The 22,883-nt window shown below is 65.0% G+C and carries 19 protein-coding genes and 2 pseudogenes; 4 read left to right on the forward strand and 17 right to left on the reverse strand.

The features are described 5' to 3' along the window. Positions 1–4: 4 nt before the first annotated feature. Positions 5–220, forward strand: a complete 216-nt coding sequence (locus QP181_RS03470) for a hypothetical protein (RefSeq protein ID WP_333927600.1) — start codon at positions 5–7, stop codon at positions 218–220. Here QP181_RS03470 and QP181_RS03475 read toward each other — a convergent pair. From QP181_RS03475 to QP181_RS03495, 5 genes are all read right to left on the reverse strand, one after another. Then, positions 217–1,761, reverse strand: a complete 1,545-nt coding sequence (locus tag QP181_RS03475; RefSeq protein ID WP_333927601.1) for a carboxylesterase/lipase family protein — start codon at positions 1,759–1,761, stop codon at positions 217–219. The genes QP181_RS03470 and QP181_RS03475 overlap by 4 nt on opposite strands. Next, positions 1,758–2,648, reverse strand: a complete 891-nt coding sequence (locus QP181_RS03480; protein ID WP_333927602.1) for a LysR substrate-binding domain-containing protein — start codon at positions 2,646–2,648, stop codon at positions 1,758–1,760. Before QP181_RS03480 ends, QP181_RS03475 begins: the two co-directional genes overlap by 4 nt. A gap of 31 nt (positions 2,649–2,679) precedes the next feature. After that, a complete protein-coding gene (gene kdgD / locus QP181_RS03485) occupies positions 2,680–3,615 on the reverse strand; it encodes a 5-dehydro-4-deoxyglucarate dehydratase (protein WP_333927603.1) in 936 nt (311 codons plus the stop codon). 515 nt (positions 3,616–4,130) lie between these two features. Further along, positions 4,131–4,796 (reverse strand): VC0807 family protein, encoded by a 666-nt coding sequence (locus QP181_RS03490; RefSeq protein WP_333927604.1) that lies wholly within the window; start codon positions 4,794–4,796, stop codon positions 4,131–4,133. Continuing rightward, entirely contained in the window at positions 4,793–6,190 is a 1,398-nt protein-coding gene (locus QP181_RS03495; protein ID WP_333927605.1) for an 8'-apo-carotenoid 13,14-cleaving dioxygenase, read from the reverse strand. Before QP181_RS03495 ends, QP181_RS03490 begins: the two co-directional genes overlap by 4 nt. A 132-nt stretch (positions 6,191–6,322) precedes the next feature. Between QP181_RS03495 and QP181_RS03500 the strand changes: the two genes are divergently transcribed. Then, entirely contained in the window at positions 6,323–6,781 is a 459-nt protein-coding gene (locus QP181_RS03500) for a TetR/AcrR family transcriptional regulator (RefSeq protein ID WP_333927606.1), read from the forward strand. 161 nt (positions 6,782–6,942) lie between these two features. On the opposite strand, the gene QP181_RS03505 is transcribed toward QP181_RS03500, so the two are convergent. The 6 genes and pseudogenes from QP181_RS03505 to QP181_RS03530 form a co-directional block, all read right to left on the reverse strand. Further along, the gene (locus tag QP181_RS03505) at positions 6,943–7,710 is read right to left on the reverse strand and encodes an SDR family NAD(P)-dependent oxidoreductase (RefSeq protein WP_093399991.1); all 768 of its coding nucleotides are present in this window, start codon (positions 7,708–7,710) and stop codon (positions 6,943–6,945) included. Between the two features lie 85 nt (positions 7,711–7,795). Continuing rightward, positions 7,796–10,540, reverse strand: coding sequence for an efflux RND transporter permease subunit (locus tag QP181_RS03510; protein WP_333927607.1), 2,745 nt, complete (start codon positions 10,538–10,540; stop codon positions 7,796–7,798). Next, positions 10,537–10,914 (reverse strand): efflux RND transporter permease subunit, encoded by a 378-nt coding sequence (locus tag QP181_RS03515; protein ID WP_333927608.1) that lies wholly within the window; start codon positions 10,912–10,914, stop codon positions 10,537–10,539. The genes QP181_RS03510 and QP181_RS03515 overlap by 4 nt, the downstream gene beginning before the upstream one ends. Further along, the gene (locus QP181_RS03520; RefSeq protein ID WP_093399989.1) at positions 10,911–11,978 is read right to left on the reverse strand and encodes an efflux RND transporter periplasmic adaptor subunit; all 1,068 of its coding nucleotides are present in this window, start codon (positions 11,976–11,978) and stop codon (positions 10,911–10,913) included. The genes QP181_RS03515 and QP181_RS03520 overlap by 4 nt, the downstream gene beginning before the upstream one ends. 72 nt (positions 11,979–12,050) lie before the next feature. After that, positions 12,051–12,437: a hypothetical protein gene (locus QP181_RS03525; RefSeq protein WP_333927609.1), complete on the reverse strand. Its 387-nt coding sequence runs from the start codon at positions 12,435–12,437 to the stop codon at positions 12,051–12,053. A gap of 39 nt (positions 12,438–12,476) precedes the next feature. Then, a pseudogene (locus tag QP181_RS03530) lies at positions 12,477–12,647 on the reverse strand (TetR/AcrR family transcriptional regulator); the annotation flags it as partial. Positions 12,648–12,898: 251 nt separating this feature from the next. Here QP181_RS03530 and QP181_RS03535 point away from each other — a divergent pair. After that, positions 12,899–14,221 carry a TolC family protein gene (locus QP181_RS03535; protein ID WP_333927610.1) on the forward strand — a complete coding sequence of 441 codons (1,323 nt, stop codon included), beginning with the start codon at positions 12,899–12,901 and terminating at the stop codon, positions 14,219–14,221. A gap of 9 nt (positions 14,222–14,230) precedes the next feature. Next, positions 14,231–14,704, forward strand: coding sequence for a PaaI family thioesterase (locus tag QP181_RS03540; RefSeq protein WP_192191305.1), 474 nt, complete (start codon positions 14,231–14,233; stop codon positions 14,702–14,704). A gap of 265 nt (positions 14,705–14,969) precedes the next feature. Here QP181_RS03540 and QP181_RS03545 read toward each other — a convergent pair whose 3' ends face one another. From QP181_RS03545 to QP181_RS03570, 6 genes and pseudogenes are all read right to left on the reverse strand, one after another. After that, entirely contained in the window at positions 14,970–15,623 is a 654-nt protein-coding gene (locus tag QP181_RS03545) for a molybdopterin cofactor-binding domain-containing protein (protein ID WP_443027573.1), read from the reverse strand. A 183-nt stretch (positions 15,624–15,806) separates the two neighbouring features. Beyond that, a pseudogene (locus QP181_RS03550) lies at positions 15,807–16,144 on the reverse strand (nucleoside deaminase); the annotation flags it as partial. Positions 16,145–16,199: 55 nt separating this feature from the next. Then, positions 16,200–17,768 carry an aminotransferase class I/II-fold pyridoxal phosphate-dependent enzyme gene (locus QP181_RS03555; RefSeq protein WP_333927611.1) on the reverse strand — a complete coding sequence of 523 codons (1,569 nt, stop codon included), beginning with the start codon at positions 17,766–17,768 and terminating at the stop codon, positions 16,200–16,202. A 230-nt stretch (positions 17,769–17,998) separates the two neighbouring features. Next, entirely contained in the window at positions 17,999–18,916 is a 918-nt protein-coding gene (locus tag QP181_RS03560; protein ID WP_333927612.1) for an ATP-grasp fold amidoligase family protein, read from the reverse strand. Between the two features lie 6 nt (positions 18,917–18,922). Continuing rightward, on the reverse strand, positions 18,923–21,643 hold the full coding sequence (locus QP181_RS03565; RefSeq protein WP_333927613.1) for an efflux RND transporter permease subunit: 2,721 nt from the start codon (positions 21,641–21,643) through the stop codon (positions 18,923–18,925). Continuing rightward, a complete protein-coding gene (locus QP181_RS03570; RefSeq protein ID WP_333927614.1) occupies positions 21,640–22,866 on the reverse strand; it encodes a TolC family protein in 1,227 nt (408 codons plus the stop codon). The genes QP181_RS03565 and QP181_RS03570 overlap by 4 nt, the downstream gene beginning before the upstream one ends. Positions 22,867–22,883: the final 17 nt, after the last annotated feature.

The following is a 22,883-nucleotide window of genomic DNA, read 5'->3' on the forward strand; positions in this document are numbered from 1 at the left end:
ATTGGTGAACTTGAGCACCACGCAACCGCGTACGGTCGTGGTGCAAGGCGGCGCCTATGCGGAGCACCGGATAGAGGCCGTGACGATCGACGGCCGCACGACCGACGTCGTCGGCGCCGCGTTCACGATCCGGCTCGAGCCCGGCGCCGGTGCGCGCTTGAGCCTGCGCCTGCGCCGCTACGCCAACCGCCCGACGCTCGCCTTTCCGTGGGACCGCTAGCCGCCCGGCTTGATATACGGCGCGACCGCGAACAGCAGGCGTTCCTCGCGCCGGGGATCGTCTTCTATCTGCACCGCCCGATCGAAGATCATCGTCGAGCGCCGTGCCAGGTCATAGTGACGCCAGGTCGGCACGCTCGCACAGTTCGGATCGCCGGTCCGCGCCATCGCGATGAACCCATCCGCCATCCGCCCGGCCAGCTGTCTCGCCTCCGGCCCATCACCCGTCCGCGCGCTCGGCTCCCGCGTATTGTCAAACACCAGGCCGATATCGAGCGTATGGAACGCGCCGAGCACGCCGCCCGCTTCCGGCGAAGGAAAGTCGAGCTGATACATCCAGGTCGGCGCACCGATCTTCGCGCGTTCCTCGGCCTGGATCAGATGCCCGGGCCAGGACCGACCCGCGGTCGATGCCGCCAGCAGGATCTGCCCCGGCGTCCGATCGGGATAGAGGTCGCGGTAGCGCGCGATGACGTGATCGGGCTCGAGGTCCTTGGTCATCTCCCGCACCAACCGCGCGGGTAGGTTCTCCCAGTTCGTGTCGCCGCGCTTCAGGATCTCGCCGATCCACAACCCGGTCTCGTCATGCGTATTGCCGACGATCAGCGGAATATGAGCAGCCTCGCGCGGCGCGTCGGGAAAGAACGGATGACGCTTCAGCACGTGGTGATCGAGCGTCGAGGTAAAGCTGATCTCGCCCTTGCCCTCGATCGGATCGGTCGTCGCCATCGCCTCGACCAGCCGCTTGATCGGCAGCGCGTTTAGTGCCGCAAAGTCGCCTGCGCCGGCCTTCGCCATAAACGCCCGCGACCGGATCGTCGCGTGGTTCGGCCCAGCCGCCGTAACGTGCTGGCCGCTCATCGTCGCAGCGGCGTGGAACAGCGGGCGCGCCTCCGCCATTGCCATCAGCGTCACGATCTTCGCCCCGCCGCCAGACTGGCCGAACAGCATCACCCGGCTCGGATCGCCCCCGAACGCTGCGATGTTGTCGCGCACCCATTGCAGCGCGAGGATGATGTCGAGATTGCCGACATTGCCCGATTCCGCCGGCCCGCCAAGCTGCGCGAGATACGCATAGCCGAGCGCCGCCAGCCGGTGGTTCAGCGTGACGACCACCACGTCGCCGCGCCGCACCAGATTGCCGCCATCATACAGCGGATCGGACCCCGAGCCGTGCGCGTGCGCCCCGCCGTGGATATACACCATGACCGGCCGTCGCGCTGCGTCGAGCGCAGGCGTCCAGACGTTGAGGAACAGGCAATCCTCGCTGGTCGGCTCGGTCGCCTTGGTCTGCGGCGATGCGGCGCCGTACCGCGTGGCATCCGCAATGTCGGTCCAAGGCGTCGGCGCCACCGCACGCGCAAACCGTCGCGTGCGCGTATCCGCGCCGTAGCGCACCCCGCGAAAGACCAGCACATTGCCCTCTACCGTCCCGCGCACCCGTCCGCATCGCGTCGTCGCGACGAGGCTCGCCGGTACGCGCGCCGCAACCAGCGCCGGTGTCGCCGCGAGCCCAGCGAGCAACGCGCGCCGGTCGATCACGCCGCGGTTTCGGCGCACAACCGCCGCATCGGCTCCAGCGCCGGGTTACTGTTGTCGCGCCGCCACGCCATGTGCAGCTCGACCGGCTTCTCGGGCTCGGTCGCAAGCCGACGGAACTGCACGTCGTTCATGTGCAGCCCCGATGCGGATTCCGGCACGATCGCTGCGGCCAGCCCCGCATGCACGAGCCCCAGCATCGAATGGATCTGCGTCACGTGCTGGACATAGTGCGGCGACACGCCCGCACCGTCGAACAGCCCGATAAGCATCTGGTGAAAATACCCCGCGCCCTGCCTCGCATACATGATCAGCGGCAGGCCATCGAAATCACTCAGTTCGAGTACCGCCTTCGCCTGTCGCGGATCCCCCGCGGGCAGCGCGACGACAAGTGGCTCGACCTGTACGCAGACGGTGTCGAACTCGTGACGATCGAGCGGCGGTCGTACGAAGCCGATGTCGATCAACCCGGTCAGCAACGCATCGACCTGATCGGTCGTCACCATCTCGCGCAGTTCGAGGTCGATATTGGGCAGGCTCGCTCTCGCTTGCGCGACGATCTGCGGCACCAGATTATACCCCGACACCGCGGTGAAGCCGATCGCGACGCGTCCCGCATCGCCCTTCGCCACGCGCCGCGCCGATAGCGCTGCACTTTCCGACAGCCGGACGATCCGCCGCGCTTCGATCAGGAACACGCGGCCGGCAGGCGTCAGGCTCACCTGCCGGCTGGTGCGTTCGAGCAGCGTCACGTCGAGGATCTGCTCGAGCAGCTGGATCTGCCGGCTGAGCGGCGATTGCGTCATGTTCAGGCGCTGTGCCGCGCGCCCGAAATGGAGTTCCTCGGCGGCGGCGACGAAGCAGCGAAGCTGGCTCAGTTCGAACATCATCGCCGCACTATCCGTCGGTTTTCGCCCGCTGTCACGCCGCCTTGGCAAGAGCGGTGGGGGCGACCTTCTCGATCAGCACGCGCAACCGTTCGTCCTCCGCCGCCGACAGATCGGTCAGCGGCGAGCGCACCGGCCCGGCATCGCGCCCGACGACGCGCATGCCCGCCTTGACGATCGACACCGCATAACCTCGGCCCTGGTTGCGCAGTGTGATGTAGGGCAGCACGAAATCGCGGAGCTGGTTCAGCACCTCGACCCGGTCGTCAGCGCGCACCGCCTTGTAGAAGGCCAGCGCCCATTCGGGCAGGAAGTTGAAGATCGCCGACGAATAGGTCGTGACGCCCATCGTCAGATACGGCGTTGCGAACGTCTCGGCGGTCGGCAGGCCACCGATATAGGTCAGCCGGTCGCCCATCCGCGCATAGACGCGCGTCATCAGCTCGATGTCGCCGACACCGTCCTTGAAGCCGACCAGATTGGGGTTGCGATCGCACAAGCCCGCCAGCGTATCGTCGTCGAGGATCGCATTGTCGCGGTTGTAGACGATCACGCCTAGCCCGGTCGCCTTGCAGACCGCCTCTACATGCGCGGCGAGCCCTTCCTGCTTCGATCCGACCAGATAGGGGAGCAACAACAGGCCGTCTGCGCCAGCCTTCTCCGCGTCGCGCGCAATTCCCGTTGCGATCGCGGTCCCGTAGCCGCAGCCCGAGATTACCGGCAGTCGCCCGCCGGCTTCGGCCACCGCGCCGCCGACGACCTGGGCGACTTCGGCTGGCGTCAGCGAGAAGAACTCGCCCGTGCCGCCTGCCGCGAACAGGCCGGACAGTTCGTGCTCGAGCATCCATGCGCAATGCTTGCGATATTCGTCCTCGACGAACGCACCCTCCGCATCGAAATGGGTGACAGGGAACGACAGCAATCCGCCGCCAAGGCGCTGCGCCATTTCGGTCGGGCTCATGGTCGTCATAACGTGCATCCCCTCGATCGCCTGGTCCGCCCTCATGTCGCGGCCAATCCGGGGATCTAGGTAGGTCGCACGGCCGCGCGGGTCCAAACCAAAGGCGCGCTTGATCGATGCGTATACTAGCTCGATCTTGCTGGGGCATGATCTTCCTACCGCAGGGGCCTTGGTAGGATGTGGATTAGATCGCAATCTTGACACTATCTATCGGCGGAATCGAGATCGGACGACAACCCACGGATGGTCGGGCAATCGGCGTTTCCAAATATGTCACTCCACGACTGCCATGGCTGTTTGCCTTCCATGTGTACCGTACAGAAAGCGGAGCGAGTTGACGTCCAACCAAATGAACGAATGGCCAACATAGGAAAGCGGGAAAGACCGCGCGAATGTCGGGGTAATCTTGTTCTTGAGGACCGCTGCCGCCTTTCGTGCAAATATGAACCAGCGTCCGAAGTTGGGAAGCTAGGGGCGGGACGTGAGCGTCCGATTGTGGGTCGTCTAAGATAAGGCTCCGCGTTTCAACGTACCGCGCGGCGTTGGGCGAGGCGCCTGTACCAGACCGTCCAAAGTGCGAGCGCGCCCATCGAACCGTAGCCGACGAACGGGCTGACGAGCATGTAATCATGGATGCTGAGTACGAAGACGAGCGTGCAGGCAAGCGCCGACGATGCGAGCAGGCCGATCCCCCAAACCAACGTCATGATCGTCATGACGCGGCGGAAGCGGGGCGTGTCACGCTTTGCCTCGAACGCGGCGACGTCGTCCGGCGATTTCCGCGCAAGTCCGGCACGGGCAAGCTGATAGATTAGCGGGCGACCAATCGCGGCCGAGCCGAGGAACACCAGGCCGATCAGTGCCGAGACGAGGTTCTCGCGCAACTGGAGAAAGCGGACGGACCCGCCCCCGAGCATGGCGAGCAACGACAGAGCGATGCCTGCCAGGACCAGGATCGACAGCGCATCGACGCGACGACGGCGGGCGAACTCGACGAGCGACCAGATCAGTGGTGGAAGCGAGGACGCCATCAACGCGACCACGTCGCCCGATTGCGGCGCCACGCGATCGTAGATCAGCAGCGGCAATCCGAAATTGATGCCCGCTTCGATGGCGATGAGGCCGATGCGACTGCCGGTCTGGCGGTTCATTTCAATGCTGTCCTTCATGGTCGTGACGATCGTGTTCATTGTGCGTCTCCTCCGTTGATCCAGTTGCCGTGAAAGCCCGGCGGAATGCGGTGCGGCAGGCGTATCGTGGCGACCGGACCGCTCTCGAACTTGCGCGCGTCGAGGATCACCAGCTCGGTAGTGTCGCTCGGCTCGTCGATGACGAAGCCGATCAGCCATCCCTCGTCTTCACCCGCATTCTCGTGCGCGGGCACGAACACGAATTCGCCGGGATGGTGGCCGGCACCGAAGTCGTGCACCTCCCGTCCGCCCTCGACGAGATCGTGTTTGTAGAGCCGGCTCGCGCTCTGGAACCGACGGTCCGATTGCGTTGCCACGACATAGGCGTAGCGGTAGGCCTGGCCGAACCGGCGCTCGTTCATGCGGGGAAACTCCTGTGGCGCGCCATCGATGGTCCGGATCGTGGTTGTGCGGGCAGCAGGATCGAGCGTCCAGCGCTCCAGCCCGCGCGAGGTCGCATCGGGCCCACCGGGCGCTCCGGCGAACATCGTCGGATAGGCACACACGTCGAGCACCACTCGACCATCAGGCAGGTCGAAGGCGTTGGCGACGTGGAAGACATACGCCGGATCGACGTCACACCAGATGATGGCGTGCTGATCGCCGTCGCGCGGCATCAGCCCGACACGGGCACGATGCGCGGGGTTCCAGGCATAGGGTAGCGGCTGACCGGAAAGATGGGCCGCCAGCGAGAAGGTCACAGGAAGGTCAAGGATGACGACGTAACGCGCGGTGATCGCACAATCGTGGATCATCGGGCCATGTTCGACCGCGATCGGCGCCTCGCGCACCACTCTGCCCGTGGCATCGAGGACGACGTGACGAATCTCGTTGGGGCATCGCCCTTCGTAGCAGATGCCATTATGCTCGCCGTTCAGCGGATCGCGGTGGGGATGCGCGGTGAACGAGCCGACAAGCGATCCACCGAAATTATCGTAGCGCTGCTCGTCGAGCGTCTCGGACAGTTCGACGGGGTAGCTGCCGCCTTCCACGACCGCAAAGGCGCGCCCGCCCAGATCGACGACGTTGGTGTTCACGGTGTCGCTGGAGCCGTGCCGCGGCCCCGGTGCCGGCGCTGTTCCACGGGCAGCCGCGTTGCTACGCGATCCGATCCAGCGATTACGATACCACAATGCCTTGCCATCGCGGATCGCCAGGCCATGCACCATGCCGTCACCAGTGAACCAGTGGTAAGAGGCGGAATCGGCGGCGACCGGGTTCGGCCCGGTTCGCAGGTAGCGACCGCGTAGTGCCTGCGGGATGGCGCCACGGACCTCCAACTCGGTAAGCGTCAGTTCGTCCTCCATCGGCCGGTGAATGCCCCACAGGAAGGGGTGCGCCGCCTGCTTGGCTTCCCCGGTCCCCTCATTAATCCGCGTCAGAACGCTAGCCATGCCCGCCTCCAATGTTTACACCGTGATCATAGGCGAGAAGGTAACAGTGTCAACATGGAAAAACGGTACCATCATGGCGATCTTCGCGCGGCGCTGATCGAGGTAGGGCTGCGGCTTCTGGCCGAACGTGACGTGGAAGGCGTGTCGTTGCGCGAGATGGCCCGCGAGGTCGGTGTCAGCGCGACCTCGGTGTACCGGCATTTTCCCGACAAGGCGGCGCTGATGCGCGCGTTTGCCTTGGAAGGGTTGGACCGGCTCGCCATCGCCCAGCGAAACGCGGCAAGCGGCAAGGACGGCGCCGCTGCGTTTGCGGCAACCGGTCGGGCCTATGTGCGGTTTGCGCTCGCCAATCCGGCAATCTTTCGACTGATCTTCACGTCTTCAGCGCAGTTGCAGGCGACAGGAGAAATAGAGGCATTACGGATGTTACATGCCAATGCGGCAGCGGCATCGCCGACTGACGCCGGGTCGGATCAAGTGGAGACTGGCGCGCTGCGATCCTGGTCGCTCGTTCATGGCCTCGCCATGCTGATGCTCGATGGGCAACTACCCGCCGAGGACCACCTTATCGATATGCTTGTTCAAGGATGACAAGAGCACCTGACGTTCTCTCATTGAGACGGCCGTCGGTGGGGGCTAGGCAGCTGTATCCCACATCAGCATTCTGACCGAGATGAACGAGCGGCCGAAGTTGGGAAGCATGAAGTAGTCCGCGACTGTCTGCTTGTGGGTCTTAGCCGAAGCAGATCAGCTCAACTCATCTCTACACCCGTAAGGTCAGCTAGTTTGGCAACCAGCCTTTCCTGGAAGCGCGTATCCGTAACTTCAGCCGCGGGCTGTTGACGCTGTAGGTTGTGCCAATAGCCACCGCTGAACAGTGCGGTTAAATCATCGCTGACCGCGAGCCAACTCTGCGTGCGTTGCCCGGTGTCTTGATCAACTGGCGCGCCGGCGCCACCCATTCGCGTGCGCACCCATCCCGGATCGACCGCGTTGCTCAGTACGTTTGGGCGGCGCCCAGCGATAGCGAAAGCCAGCGCGACCATGTGCAGCTTGCTTTCGGCATAAGCGCGAGAGCTGTCCCATGCGCGCGCCGTCCAGTCGATGTCCTCCAGCGATCCCTCGCCTCCGCGATGCAAGCTGCTGCTGAGATAAATGATCCGGGCGGGCCGTTCGATCAGCGCGGTCAGCATATATGGTGCCAGCGTGTTAACCGCGAGCAGGGTGGGATGGCCGTCCGGCGTCGCGCCTCGCTCCGGCACGGCGTAGAGCCCGGCGTTGTGAATCACCGCATCTATATGGCCGATTGCGTTCACCTGATCCGCAATTCCGTGCACGTCCTGCGCGCTTGCCAGGTCGCCGATAACGACACCATCAACCTGTTCGCGTAACTTGCCTAGATCGGCAGCGCGCTGCGCAGAACGTGCATGCAGAACGACATGGTGCCCGTCGGAGAGCAGAGACTGTGCCGCCGCGAGGCCAAGGCCGTCGGTACTGCCGGTAATAAAGACCCGTGCCATGTCTACCCTTCCGCGACGTTGACCCGCCGCTATCGATGTTCGTTGCCGTATCAACGCCGGAACGGCCAACCCGATGCCTCTTTGATCACGCCAGGACGTGCTGTGATCCGGGTGCCTCACGCCGATCGTTTACTGGCGGCCTTATACGGAACCACAGCGCATAAAGCGCAGGCAGGAACACCAGCGTCAGAACTGTCCCGCCCAGCGTCCCGCCGATCAGCGTCACCGCCATCGATCCCCAGAACACCGAACTGATCAGTGGGACGAAGGCGAGCACGGCCGCCATTGCCGTCAGGATTACCGGCCGCGATCGCTGCACGGTCGCCTCGACGACCGCGTCATAGGGATCCATCCCGTCGCGCTCGTGATCGTGGATCTGCCCGATAAGGATCAGCGTGTTGCGCATCAGGATGCCCGCCAGCGCGATCAGGCCGAGGATCGCGTTGAAGCCGAACGGCTGGCCCGTGACGAGCAGCGTCGGCACCACGCCGATGAGCCCCAGCGGTGCGGTCAGCAACACGATCGCCATCGCCGACAGGCTGCGGACCTGGAGGATTATCACGACCATCATCAGCACGATCATGATCGGGAAGATCGGCGCGAGCGCGGCATTCGCCTTGCCGGCCTCCTCGATCGAGCCGGCCATGTCGATATGGTAGCCGGATGGCAGCGTCCTGATGATCGGCTGCAACTTCTCGAGCAGCGCGGTCGATACGTCGGGCGGCTGAAGGCCATCGGCGATGTCGCCGCGGACCGTGATCGTCGTCAACCGGTCGCGGCGTTGCAGGATCGGGTCCTCCATGCGGACTTCGAGCTTGCCGATCTGGCCGACGGGCACGCGCTGGTCATTGGCACCTGTCAGCATGTAATCGCCGATGCGCGCCGGATCGAGCCGATCGCTGCCCCCGGACCGCGCCACTACGTCGACCGTCCGGATATCCTCGCGCGCCTGGCTGACCGTCGTGCCGGTCAACAGGAACTGCAGCTGTTCGGCAACGTCGCTCGATGTCAGCCCAAGCGCGCGCAACCGGTCCTGCTCCAGCACGAAGTGCAGCGCGGGCGCGCGGTCGCCCCAGTCGGCATTGACGGTACGCATCGTCGGATCCCGTTGCATCACGCCCTGCATCTTCTCGGCGATGCTGCGGACGGTTGCGAGATTGGGGCCGCTGACACGGAACGCGACGGGGAAGGGGGAGTAGGGGCCGAACACGAGTTGCGTCGCGCGAACCCGTGCCTGTGGCGCGAGCCCCTCCGCTGCGGCCTCACGCAGCCGCACCTTCAAGGCGTCGCGCGCATCCTCGTCGACAGTCAGCACAATGATCTTGGCAAAGGACGGGTCGGGCAGCTCGGGCGACAGCGACATGAAGAAGCGCGGTGCGCCTTGACCGACATAGGTCGTGACGACCTTGGCTTCGGGCTGTTTGCGCAACCACGTCTCGACCAGTTTCGCGGCCTCGGCGGTCTGCGCGATCGCGGTGCCCTTGGGCATCTGCACCTCGACCAGCACCTCGGGACGATCCGAGGCGGGAAAGAACTGCTTGTTGACCAGCGCCATGCCCGCGCCTGCAATCAGGAACGCACCCAGCGTCGCCAATGCGACCAGCAACTTGCGGCGCACCGCCCAGGCGATGATGCTGCGGACCCTTTCGTAGCGCGGCGTCCGGTAGATCGCCGCGTGACCGCCCTCGATCGGCTTGATCTCGGGCAGCATCTTCACACCCATGTACGGTGTGAAGATCACCGCGACGAACCATGATGCGATCAGTGCGAAGCCGACCACCCAGAAGATGTTGCCGGCATATTCGCCCGCGGTCGACTGCGCGAAGCCGACCGGCATCAGCCCGATCACGGTCACCAGCGTGCCGGCCAGCATCGGCGCAGCGGTATGGCTCCAGGCATAGGCGGACGCGCGGATGCGGTCGTATCCCTCCTCCATCTTCACCACCATCATCTCGATCGCGATGATCGCGTCGTCGACCAGCAGGCCGAGCGCGAGGATGAGCGCACCGAGCGTGATGCGGTCTAGCACCCGGCCGGTCGCCCACATGATGACGAGCACGACTGCCAGCGTCAGTGGCACCGCGGCCGCGACGACGATGCCGACGCGCCAGCCGAGGCTGACGAGGCTGACGATCATCACGATCGCGAGCGCCTCGAGGAAGGTGTGCATGAACTGATCGACCGCGTCGGTGATGTTGACCGACTGGTCGGTGACGCGGGTGAGGCTCATGCCGAGGGGCAGTTCGTCGCCGATCTTCGCGACCTCGGCGTTCAGCGCCTTGCCGAGGTCGAGCCCGTTCCAGCCTTCGCGCATGATGACGCCGAGCAGCAGGGCGGGTTCACCCTGGCTGCGGATGAGGAAGGTCGCGGGATCCTCGTAGCCGCGCTCGACCTTGGCGATCTCGGACAGCCGCAGTGTGGTGCCGTTCGCGACGATCGGCAGGTCGCGGATCTTCGACAAATCGTCGAATGCGCCGTCGAGGCGGACCACGACCTGCTGCCCCTTGGTCTCGATCGAGCCCGCGGGCGTGATGAGGTTCTGCCTCGAAAGCGCGGTAAAGATGTCGCGGGGCGAGACGCCGAGCGTTGCCAGCCGCTCCTCGGCGAACGCGACATAGATGCGTTCCGGTCGCTCGCCGACGATGTTGATCTTGTTGACGCCGGGCACATGCAGCAGCCGCTGACGCAGCGTCTCCGCCTCGCGCGCAAGCGAGCGTTGCGGCTCGCCTTTCGCCTTCAAAGCGTAGAGCGCGAAGGTGACGTCGCCATATTCGTCGTTGACGAACGGCCCGACCACGCCGCGCGGAAGGCTCGGAGCCTCGTCGCTCATCTTCTTGCGCGCCTGGTAGAATTGGTCCGGCACGTCCTTCGGGGAGTGGTATCGCGCAACGTCAGCGTGGTGAAGGCGAGACCGGGTCGCGTGAACGTCTCGCTGCGATCGTACCAGCGCAGTTCCTGCAGGCGCTTCTCGAGCGGCTCGGCGACCTGGTCCTGCATCTCCTGCGCCGTTGCGCCGGGCCAGGCGGTGACGACCGTCATGACCTTGATGGTGAACCCCGGATCCTCCGCACGCCCCAGTCTGGTGAAGGCGACGACCCCGGCGATGATGATTGCGATCAGGAAGAACAAAGTGACCGATCGTTCGCGGACCGCAAGCGCCGACAAGTTGAAGCGGCCGGGCGTCTTCTGCTCGTCGCCACTCATCGTGCGGCAACCCGGACGATCTGGCCCTGGTGCAGCATGTGCGCACCCGTTGCGACGAAGCGGTCACCTGACTTCAGACCCGAGGTCACGGTGGCGGTTTCTTCCCCGATCGCGGTCACCTTCACCGGCCGCCATGTGATCCTTGGCTGCGCGCCGGCACCGACGATCCATACACCGGCCCCGTGGCCGGTATCGCGGAGTGCGCCGAGCGGTACTTCGGTCGCGACCGTGTCGCCTGGCTCTGACAGCGTGACGGTCACGGTCGAGCCGAGCGGCGCACGCGCGGTCGCCCCGGCGAGGACATACCGGGCCTCGAACGTCCGCGACGCCGCGTTGGCGGAATCGGCCAACTGCCGAAGCGTCGCGCTGCCGGTGGCCCCGTCGAAAGTACGGGCACGCGCGGTCGAGCCCAGGTGCGGTCGCAGCGTCTCCGGCAATTGCACTAGAGCCTCGCGCGGCCCCGATCGTGCGACACGGACGACGATCTGCCCCGCGGCAACGACCTGCCCCGGCTCGGCCAGCGTCTCGACCACGGTCCCGTCGGTATCCGCGAGCAGGACGGTGTAGTTGGCTTCGTTGCGCGCGACGCGAGCCTGTGCCTGTGCGGCGCTCAGTTGCGCACGCGCCGCGTCCGCAGCGGCCTTCGCCTGATCATAGGCCGACGCGGAGACGGCGCCCGCGCCGACCAGGTCACGATATCGTTTCTCGTCCGCGCCGGTCTGCTCCGCACGGGCGCGTGCTGCATTGACCGTTCCCTGCGAAGCGCGGGTCGCCAGCGACAGGTCGGTTCCGTCGATCCGCATAATCGGCTGGCCACGGCGCACGATCTGGCCGGTATCGACCAATCGTTGCGTGACCTTGCCGCCGACGCGAAAGCCGAGGTCGCTCTGGACGCGTGCCGCGACGACCCCGGTAAACTCGCGCGTTGCCGCGTTGGCGGCGACTGGCGTCGTGACCCTGACCAGCGGCGGCTGTGTGCGCGGATCGGGCTCCGTACGATGGCATGCCGTCAGCGTCGCGGACGCCAGCGGCACGGCCAGGGCGATATACAGTCGGTTCGACACACGAGTCCTCCACAGAAGCGGGACCCGAATGTTGTCTTATGACTATATTGTCAACTGGTCACATTGTGAAATCTACGGCGCGAGGCTTCGCAGGATGAGCCCAGTGACTTCGTTCTGCGCGTCAGGCAACAGGTCGAGATTGCGCTCCAGATGCAGCGGATCGATGAACGGCGTCATCGCGTAATAGATCGAGCGGACCGTCTCATCGAGCGGCGTCTTGCGCTCGAACTCGCCGTTTTCCCGGCCCTGTCTGACGATCTCCTGGATCATGTCCTGGAGCGACCGGGAATAGGCTTGCGCCGACCCCCAGCGCTCCGACGCGGCCAAGGCTGCGATCTCGTAAATCTTGCGATCCTCGAAGAACAGCGCCACGCCGAGCGTGGTTATGCTCCTGAACATACGGCGAAACCGGTCGGTCGCGCTGCCGCCCGCATCGACGGCCTTGCGCGCTTCGGTCAAGATCTGTTCGAGGCGCGCACCGCAAATCGCCTCGCCGATGGCCTGCTTCGACTCGAAGAACCGGTAGATATAGGCCTTGGAGAACCCGATCTCGCGCGCAAGGTCGGCGACGGTCGTCTTGCTGTATCCGTAATGCGCGAAACAGTCGTTTGCGGCCTCGACGATCTGATCGCGGACCGCATGTTCGGCAGGGCCACGCGTCGGGGGGATTGGGGAACGGGATCGGTCATCGCCGCGTCATAGGCGGACATCGGCCCGTTGACAAACAATGACCATATGCATCATTGGTCACGGTCTGGGTCATCGAAGGTCGATCATGCGCCATTTCCGCTCTGCTGCTACTTTGGCCACCACGCTGCTGTCGGTGAGTGGCTGCACGACCGCGCCGCGCTACGCGGTGCCGGCGTCGTCCGCACCGGCCGCCTTTGTCGGCGCCAGCGCCGTCGACAAGAGGTCGGCGGATGCAGGGCAGGCCGATCTCGTCGACTGGTGGCGCGGGTTTCAAGATCCGTTGCTCACCAGTTTTGTCGAGCGCGCGCTGGCACAGAATCTCGACCTGCAACAGGCCGGCGCGCGTGGCGCAGGCGCGGGCTGCGCTGAAGACCGCCAACGCAGCCCTGCTTCCGTCCGGTCAGGTCAGCGGGCAGGGGGGCGAGATCTATCAGTCGCTGGAGACACCGATCGGCCGGATCGGCAGCGCGTTTCCGCAGTTCGAGCGTTCGACCGAAACCTACGAACTCAATGTCGGCGCAAGCTGGGAACTCGACGTCTTTGGCGGGCGCGACGCCTCACGCGATGCGGCACGGGCCGACTGGCAGGCGTCCGCCGCCGCTGCGGTAGCCGTGCGTCTTGCGGTCGCGGCGCAGACGGCGGACACGTACATCGCGATACGGGCCTTGCAGGCACGGCTCGGCGTTGCCCGCGCGCAGGCCGATACGCAGGCGCGTCTCGTCGATCTGATCGCGCTGCAATACCGCAAGGGCGTGGCGGCCGAATTGCAACTTCGGCAGGCGGAAGGGGCGCTGGCGCAGGTTCGCGCTTCGGCCCCGGCAATCCAGAACCAACTCAACATGGCGCTGACTGCGCTCGACATTCTCATCGGGGTTCAGCCGGGCGCGACCCGCTCCGAATTCACAGTCGTGACCGCGATCCCGTCTCCTCCGGCGATCGCGACCGCGGGCGGTCCGGCCAGCCTGTTGCGCCGTCGTCCCGACATCATCGCGGCCGAGCGAACGCTGGCGGCGTCGAACGCACGGATCGGTGTCGCGATGTCAGAATATTACCCGAAATTCTCGCTGAGCGGTCTGCTCGGCACCGCGACGACCGCGGCAGGCGGCCTGTTTGGTGGCAATGCGACACAGGCGAACGGCGTGCTGGGCCTGCGCTGGCGCCTGTTCGACTTCGGCCGCGTCGATGCCGAAGTGAAAAGCGCCAAGGGACGGAACGCGGAAGCGCTTGGCGCCTACCGCCTGGTCGTCCTGCGCGCATCGCAGGATGTCGAGGATGCCTTCTCGACGCTCGTCCAGCAGGACGCACGGTCGACCATGCTGGGCCAGGGCGAGACGTCGTTGAGCCGCGCCCGGGATGCCTCGTTCGCGGCTTATAAGGGCGGGGTGTCGAGCCTGATCGAGGTTCTGGATGCGGACCGGCGCCTGCTCGAAACGCGGGACGGGGTGATCCAGGCACGCGCCGCCGCCAGTCGTGGTGCCGTCGCGTCGTTCCGGGCACTTGGCGGGGGCTGGGATCCAGTTGCTCCAGTGACCTTATCGACGCCTGCAATGTGAGGATAACCCATGACGACCGATGCCCCCACAAATCCCGACGGCCTTGCTCAGGTTCGTGCTCTGCTTGCTAGCGGACGACAACCTCCTCTGGGCGAGAAGTTGGGTATCTCTCTAGTCGAAGCGGAACATGGCCATGCCGTATTCGAAGCCACGCCCGACGGCACGTCCTACAACCCCATGGGATCGGTGCATGGCGGATATATCTCTGCGATCCTAGACAGCGCCTGCGGTATCGCCGCCCACACCGGTCTGAAACCAGGGTTCGGGTACACGACACTGGAGCTGAAAGTGTCGTTCCTCCGCTCCTTGAACGACGCCAGCGGCAAGATCAGAGCGGTCGGGCGCCTGATATCGATGGGTGGCCGCGCGGCTTTCTCCGAGGCCACGTTATTCAACGAAAAGGGACAGATTTGCGCCACCGCGACGTCCACCTTGCTCGTCTTCGAACTCCGTCCCGCTAAACCGGCAATTGATACCGCGTGACGTCTGGTATGCTGCAGTTTTACCTTGGCGTAACGCTGCCGGTCGGTCACGACGATCCAGCAAAAGCAGATGCTTAGGTGTCGTTACAACTCGCGGGGCTCTCATATACTGACCACGGGAACTGGTTGCAGCGAACGATCTCTCGTCTCCCTTGAAAGTTGCCATCTAACCGGATGAACGAACGGCCGGATTTGGGAAGTGAAGATGACGTCACAAGTGTCTGCTTCTGGGTCGATGCAGGGAATACGCAGGATAATCGCTCGGACTACGCCAGTTTTTCCAGCGTGATTGGTAAGCTTCGGATGCGCTGACCTGTTGCGTGGAAAACGGCGTTGCCGATAGCCGGCGCCACACCGACCACGCCAATTTCGCCGACGCCTTTGCCGCCCAACGCGGTCGCCTTCATGTCGGGAATGCCAACCGAGATGGCCTGCATATCGGGCACGTCGGCGTTCACCGGTACCGCATAGTCGGCGAAGTTAGCGTTGACGGTGCGGCCGTCGCGATGATCGATCAGCCCCTCCTCAAGCAGGGTTTGCCCAATGCCCATGATCATGCCGCCAAACCATTGGCTTTCGGCGAGCTTGGGATTGAAGATGCGGCCGCTATCGAACGCTGAGACCATCCGCTTAACGCGGATCGTGCCGAAATCCTCATCGACGCGCACCTCGACGAATTGCGCGCACCAAGCATGAGCGGACACGCCGCCCTCCGTCGCGCCCTTCAATTGCGCAAAGCTGCGGTCGGCGCCCTTCTTCATTTCCTCGGTAGCATCCGCGGCGAAGGTATTGCCCTCGATTTCGAGCGTGGCCTGGCCGACCGCCTTGAGCAGGTCGGCGATCGCGAGGCCTCTGCCGGGACGGCGGGTCGGACGGATCGCGCCCTTGGCGTAAGTCAGATCCCCGATTTTCGCCGTCACCAGCGGCGATCTTGGATCGTTCGCCGCCAGCGCAACTAGTGCATCGCGCGTTCCTTGCGGCGCGCGTGACGGCACTGCCGAGGTTGTTCGCCTGCTGCGACCCGCCTGCGAGGGCAGAGCGCGGCAGGATGGTGTCGCCCAGCCGCACCTTGATGATGTTGACCGGCACGTCGAGCACATCGGCATCGGATGCACATCGCTGCGACCAGCACCGTAGACAACGCGGCCGACTTTCGACCAGATCGACGCCATCGTGAACATGCCGCACGGCTGCAGCGTCGAGTATAGCGTCGCCCCCGTAGCTCCAGTTCTCCGGTCTGCTCACAAGCCCGACGGATCGCCATCATCTCGGCATGAGCGGTTGCGTCAGGCAACTCCTTGGTCTGATTGCGTTCGGCGGCAATCACCTTCCCATCTAGCACGATGACGCATCCAAGCGGCGAGGTTGAGGGATCGGATCCTTTGGAGCGCGCGACGTCTATCGCCATTTGCATCCAGTGTTCGTCGGTATGAGTCTGCATTACGTATCCACCTAATTGCAGCTGCTGTCAGATTTGGCGGGCCGCTTCGGTTGCTTCAGCTCTGCACCACCCTCACGGTCGCTTCGGTCGGGTCGACCGGATCCATCACGAAAGCCCCGGCATCACGGTTCGCGACAAGCCATGCGACGTGCGCAGCAGTGATGCGCTGGCCCGGAACCAGCCGAGGGACGCCAGGTGGCGCAGGCGCGATCATTTCGGCCGCGACTCGTCCCGCAGCTGCCTCGTAGGCCACCATCTCGGCTGGGCCGTAGAGTGCCGCAGGCCCGGGCATCGCCATGTCGACGGACAGGGTGCCGATCCCGGGCACAGGCGAGATTGCTGGCAGGATGGAGGGATCGGAACCGAGCTGCTTCACGAGATCCTGCAAGCCACGGACGAGCTTGCGGAGATCGGACCTGGTTGTGCCCAGCGACAGGACGGCCAGGATATGACGGGCGTCGGACAGTCCCATGCTGATCCGGTGATGCTTGTAGAGCCAATCGTCGATGGCATACCCCGATACGCCCAGCGCCGAGACGTCGATCAGCACCTTGGTGACGTCCAGATCGGCATCTGGCGGCAAATGATCGCAACCAAACACTCGCAACCGGGCGATACCGGCAATCTTTCTGCGGACCTTCTCCGCTAGCGCAATGACGCCGTTCCACATCTGCTCGCCGTTCAGTGCGTGATCGCGCCGGGTCGCGTCAAGCGTTGCTAGGATCGGTACCGATGGGCTGGTGGTCTCGTACAGCTCATAGGCCATCCACAATCGCTGGCGATCGATCAGGTCGCCCTTGGCGACGATCACCGACCCCTGCGCGAGGGCCCCCATCGTCTTATGGGCGCTGTAGACGGCGGCATCCGCCCCCTTGGTCAGCGGATCGTCCGGCAGTCCTTCACAGAATGCGAACGCACCACCCCAGGCGGCGTCGACGATCAGCGGAATGCCGTGATCGTGACAGACGGTGGCGAGCGCCGCTATATCACTCGTGACGCCGTAGTAGGTCGGGCTGACGACGATGAATGCCTTGGCAGTCGGATGCGCCGCCAGCGCGGCGCCAAGCGCCTGCGGCTCGACGCCATGTTCGATGTCCCATGCCTCGTCGATCTGTACGGGGACGACAACGGCATCGAGCCCTGTCGCCAGCGCATAGGTTCGCTCTGCTTTGTGGGCGTTTGCGGCGATCAGGATGGTGTCACCCGGCCCGGCGACGGACGCCATCACGGTGTGAAGGCTCTGCGTGGATCCGCCGGTCACGAACCGGCAGAAGTCGGCATTCCAGGCCTCCGCCGCAATCTCGTGCGCCCGTTGAAGCGCGAGTTTTCCTTCGGTCCGATCGTCGAGACCCTTCGGCGTGAGCACGTCAGCTTCGAAGACTCGCTTGCCGAGCAGCGCTTTCATGCCGCCGGGAATAGCCGAGCCTTGGTTGTGGCCCGGCGCTCCGAAGCCGACGACCGGCCTCTTCTCGATTGCCGCCAGCGCATCGGCCAACGGCGCACTCTTCTGATCCATGGCTAACCCTTTCGTGATCGAGTGGGTCAAACGCATGGCCGCCGGAAAGCCCCACGAGAATCGTTGATCTTCTTTACCAAACAAGCAGTTAGCGGCGGCGTCATGCAATGGCCGAATACTCCGCGTACCAGCGAGATCAAAACGCAGGGCATGCGCATGACAAAATTGCCTCGACCTTTCCGGTCGACCACGCGCAGGAACGATCGTTGCCTCTGTCAGCGGGCCGGAGGGTGTCGCGGGCGAATTAATGTAACGCCCCCAGTCATCGAGCAAACAAAACCTCGATTGGAAGCTCGATGAGGGTTAGAGGTTGGCACAGGCAAAGATACGCTCGAGCGTTAAGTCATGGTTCTGTCCGTTCCGGAAATCTGACGCCAATGATCACCGAGCAACTCGTCCAATCGAGGCGGGTCGAACGGATCCAGGCCTGAGCCGGGATAAAATGTCATTTCCCCAAATCGCGGTATGACGCCTGTGTCGTAGAAGTCGACACGGACGAATGCGAACTCGCATCCCAAAGCTTCTGCCCCCTCAATCATGAGCGGCAAACTGATCGGCGGCTGAGTATTGAGGCGATCGGCATCGGTCGACATTCCGCGCCAATCCCGATCGAAGATTACCCATCGGTGGCATGTCTCACGATCGACGTGAACCTGGATCGCTTCGACCCGGCCGTGGAACACGTAAAGCTTGTAATCGACCGGCAGCGCCGGTCCCTCGCCGACAAAGGGTTCGATCAGTATGCCGCGCGGCACGTCACGATAGCCCCATTCGTCAAGCCAGAGGCCGTAGGACCGTTGCATCCATGCCGCTGCCGCTGAACGGACGACGTTCCAGTCGTCCGACGCATCGCGAACGATGCGGTACTGGTTGCAGCCGTGACGCGATTTAACGACGAACGGGCCGGGAAAGGGGATCTGGTCAGGCAGTATCTCGCCCGACCAGAGGGTGGGGGTTACCCAATCGGCGCCAAGCATGGCAGCGACGAATGGCTTTACGGCTACCTTGTCGATCATATGCGGTATGCGGGGATCGCGGTCGACCAATTTGCGTCGCTGTACGAACTCGGTGAAGCGTTGCGGTCGGTCAATCGACAATCGCCGCCGGTGCCGCCACCAATAGGTCAAGTGCACGCGGATCCACGCGGCGAGCGCGGGCGCCGGGCGCGCTTTTTCGCCGAAGTCCGCCAGATAAGACGTCTGCGGCCAAGTCACCGAAAGCGGTGCAGTGGTGCTGGGGATCACGTCCGTCTGCATCGATGATCAGGAGGACGGGTCTACGTGATCGGCCTGCATGTCGGACGCACGCTCCCGGACCAGCCAACGATACAGGCTCGGGAGCAGCAGCAGCGTAAGCAGCGTCGAGGTGACGATCCCGCCGATCACAACGGTCGCCAATGGCCGTTGTACCTCCGCGCCCGCGCCGCTCGCAATCGCCATCGGAACGAAGCCGATCGACGCCACCAACGCGGTGGACAACACCGGGCGCAGGCGATCGCGGGCGCCTTCGCGGACGGCGTCGTCGACGGTGTGCGGGTCGCCGTCACGGCCGTCGCGGAGCAAATTGATGTGGTCGACCAGCACCAGCCCGTTGAGCATCGCGATCCCCGACAGCGCGATGAAGCCGATCGCCGCGGTAATCGAGAACGGCATGCCGCGCAGCCACAGCGCCAGCACGCCGCCGGTCACCGCGAACGGGATGCCGGTATAGACGATCGCCGCCTCTTTCACGCTGCCAAGCGCGGCGTAGACCAGCAGGAAGATTAGTACGAGCGCGGCGGGGACGACGATCGACAGGCGCTTCTGTGCGGCCTCTAGCTGGTGGAACTGCCCGCCGAACTCGATCCGGTAGCCCGGCGGGAGCTTGACCTGGCCATCGACCGCGGCGCGCGATTTGGCGACATAGCCGGCGAGGTCGCTGGTGTTAAGCGTGACCATCAGCGCGGCGCGACGCTTGCCGCCGTCGTGGAGGATCTGGCCCTTGTAGACCTGTCGCCCGACCTTCTCGATCCCCGCGACGAGTTCGTCCTTGGTCTTCGGCTTGCCGTCGCCGGTCGGCCAGTCCTTTTCGGGCGCGTAGAAGATGTAGAGGTCGTTCTCGTTGGGCGGCATCGGATCGGTCGCGACCTCGCTGGTGCCGATCCGCGAAAAGGTGTGGGTGACTTGCGGGAACTGCCGGCGGATCTGTCGCTCGGTCTCCTGCTCGAGTCTGAGGCTGCGGTCGAGCGACATGCCGACCGGGCGGTAGACCATCGCGGTGATCGAGCCCTCGTCGAGCTGTGGCGTGAACTGCGACCCCAGCGTCTTGAATACGCCGAACGTGACGGCAAGCATGACCAGCGCGCCGATCACCAGCAGCTTGGGATGGGCGAGCGCGCGCTCTAGCGTCGGTGAATAGCCGCGCTCGGCGAGCCCGATCAGGCCCTTGTGACGGCTGTCATCCTTCTCGCTGGCGGGCGCGCGCAGCAGCCAGGCGGACAGCGCGGGGACAACCGTGAACGTCCAGACAAGGCCGGCGAAGATCGCCAGCATCACCGCCTGTGCCATCGGCTGGAACAGCTTGCCCTCGACCCCGCCAAGGCTGAGCACGGGGACATAGACCAGCGCGATGATCGCGATCCCGAACATCGTCGGGCGCGCGACCATCCGCGCGGCGTCCGCCACCGTGTCGCGGCGTTCGTCAGGCGTTAGATCCTCGCCCTTGGCGCGGCGACGTTCGGCGAGCAGCCTCAGGCTGTTCTCTACCACCACGATCGCGCCGTCGACGATCAGCCCGAAGTCGAGCGCGCCGAGACTCATCAGGTTTCCCGACACGCCGATCGCGTGCATCCCCGAGACGGTGACGAGGAAGGCGAGCGGGATGACGATCGTCACGATCAACGCGGCGCGCCAATTGCCCATCACCAGCAACAGCACGAGCGCGACCAGCAGCGCGCCTTCGCCCAGATTATGCTCGACCGTCGAGATCGTCCGGTCGACCAGGTCGGCCCGGCTATATTGCTGGTGGACGACCATGCCCTTAGGCAGCGCCGACTGGATATCGGGCAGCGCGTCCTGCACCCGCAACGCAACTTCGCGGCTGTTCTGCCCGACCAGCATCATCACGGTGCCGAGGACGGTTTCGCGGCCGTTCTGCGTCGCGGCGCCTTGTCGCGGGGCGGCGCCGATCACGACGTCGGCGAGATCGCGGACCTGGAGCGGCAGGATTCCGCCCGCGAACTTCACCGGGATCGCGCCGATATCGGTCGCGCTCGTCACACGACCGTTGGTGAGGACGGTGAAACGCTCGGCGCCGCGCGCGATAATACCGCCGCCCGCATTCTCGACGTTCTTGCCGACCGCCTGCGCGAGTTCGGCCGCGGTCACGCCGTGCATCGTGAGGCGGCGCGGATCGGGTTCGACGACGAATTGCTGTTCGAGGCCGCCATTGGTGTTGACGTCGGCGACGCCGGTGACCGCGCGCAGCATCGGCCGAACCGTGTATTCCTGCGCCTCGTACAGCTCCATCAACTGGCGCTTCGTGTCCATGCTCGCGGGCGCGTGCTTCCATTCGAGCGTGTAGTAATAGATCTCGCCGAGCCCGGTGGTGATGGGCGCGAGCTGTGGCGAGGCGCCCGGCGGCAACTGGTCGCGGACCGCGTTCAGCCGCTCGGTGACGAGCTGGCGTGCGCGCATCTGGTCGGTGCCGTCCTTGTACAGCAACGTGACTTGGCTGAGCCCGGTCTTGGTCAGCGACCGCGTCTCCTCGAGCCCCGGCTGACCCGCCATCGCGCGCTCGATCGGCAGCGTCGCCAGCCGCTCGATCTCCTCGGGTGCGAGCGCGGGGACCATCGTGTTGACCTGCACCTGCACCCCGGTGATGTCGGGGATCGCGTCGATCTGGAGGTTGGCGAACGACCACAGGCCGACCGCGGCGATCAGCGCGGTCACCACCGCGATCGCCAGCCGGCGCCGCGTGACGAAATCGAGCAAGCTGGCGATCATCGGGCGAGCGCGTTGCCGCCGTTGAGCGCGCGCAACTGGAGCAACGCCTCGAGCGCCTCGCGCCGCGTATCGAGCACCGCGTTGGTCGCCTCGATATAGGATTGCTGCATCTGCATGTAGATCGCGAGCGGGATCGCGCCGAGCTGGAAGTTGCGATTGGCCTCCTCGGCGGCATCGGCAAAGCTCCGCGGCGTATTGCCATCCCATTTGCCGAGCGCGGATCGCTTCGCCTCATATTGCGCGGCCTGGTCGAACACGTCGCGCGCGATGCGGCGTTCGGCGTTGACCAGCGTCGCGTTGGCCTGCGCCTGGCGTCCCTGCTCGACCGCAACTTCGCCCGCCTGCCGGTTCCACAGCGGGATCGTCGTCGACAGGCGCACGCCGTAGTTGGTCTCGCGGATGTCGGAGCGCGCGCGGTCGTAATAGGGGCCGATGCCGACGGTCGGGATGCGCGCCTTCCGCGCAAGATCGACGCGCAGGCCCTGCTGCTCGAATTGTGCCCGCAGCGCCTTCAGCTCGAAATTGTTCGCGGTCGCGTTGGCGGCCAGCGTCGTACCCGACGGAAGATCGGGGAGCGACATGTCGGGGCGGACGATTCGCAGCCGCGCGGCGAACGGCGCGCCGCGCAATTGGTTGAGTTCGTACAGCGCCGAATTCGCCTCGGCATCGGCCATCGCCGCGGTCCGCTCCGCACTGATCGCGCCCGCTTGCAGAGACGCGGCTTCGAGGCGCGGGGCGGGGCCGGCTGGATCACGCGAGACGATCACGCGCGCCAGCGCCCGCATCCGGTTCGCCACTTCGCGCGCGACGCCGGCCTTCTCGTCGGCGGCGAACAAGGCATAGCCGAGCGTTCGCGCGTGGGCCGCCAGCGTGGCGTCGAACTGCTGGAGACCCATCTTGGCGAGATCGACCTGCCGCTCGGCAATGGCCCGGCGCAGCGCGATGCGGCCGCCGAACTCGATTGGCTGGACCACCGAGACGGCATAGGTCAGCCCGTCGCCGAGCGGCATCCCGGTCGTGCGATCGTCGGCGCGGCGCTGGCCGAATTCGACGACGGTTTCGGGATCGGCCCAGCGCCCCGCCGCCGATCGCTCGACGCCCGCCGTCTCGATCTGGCGTTGATAGAATTGCCGCTCGGGATTGTTGGCGACGACGTCCTGCGCCAGCCGGTCGAGTGAGATCGCCGTGCCAGTCGGGGCTTGCGCATACGCGGCGGTCGGCATGACGGCGCCAGCCATAA

Source organism: Sphingomonas sp. LR55 (assembly GCF_036856015.1).
Lineage (GTDB): Bacteria > Pseudomonadota > Alphaproteobacteria > Sphingomonadales > Sphingomonadaceae > Sphingomonas.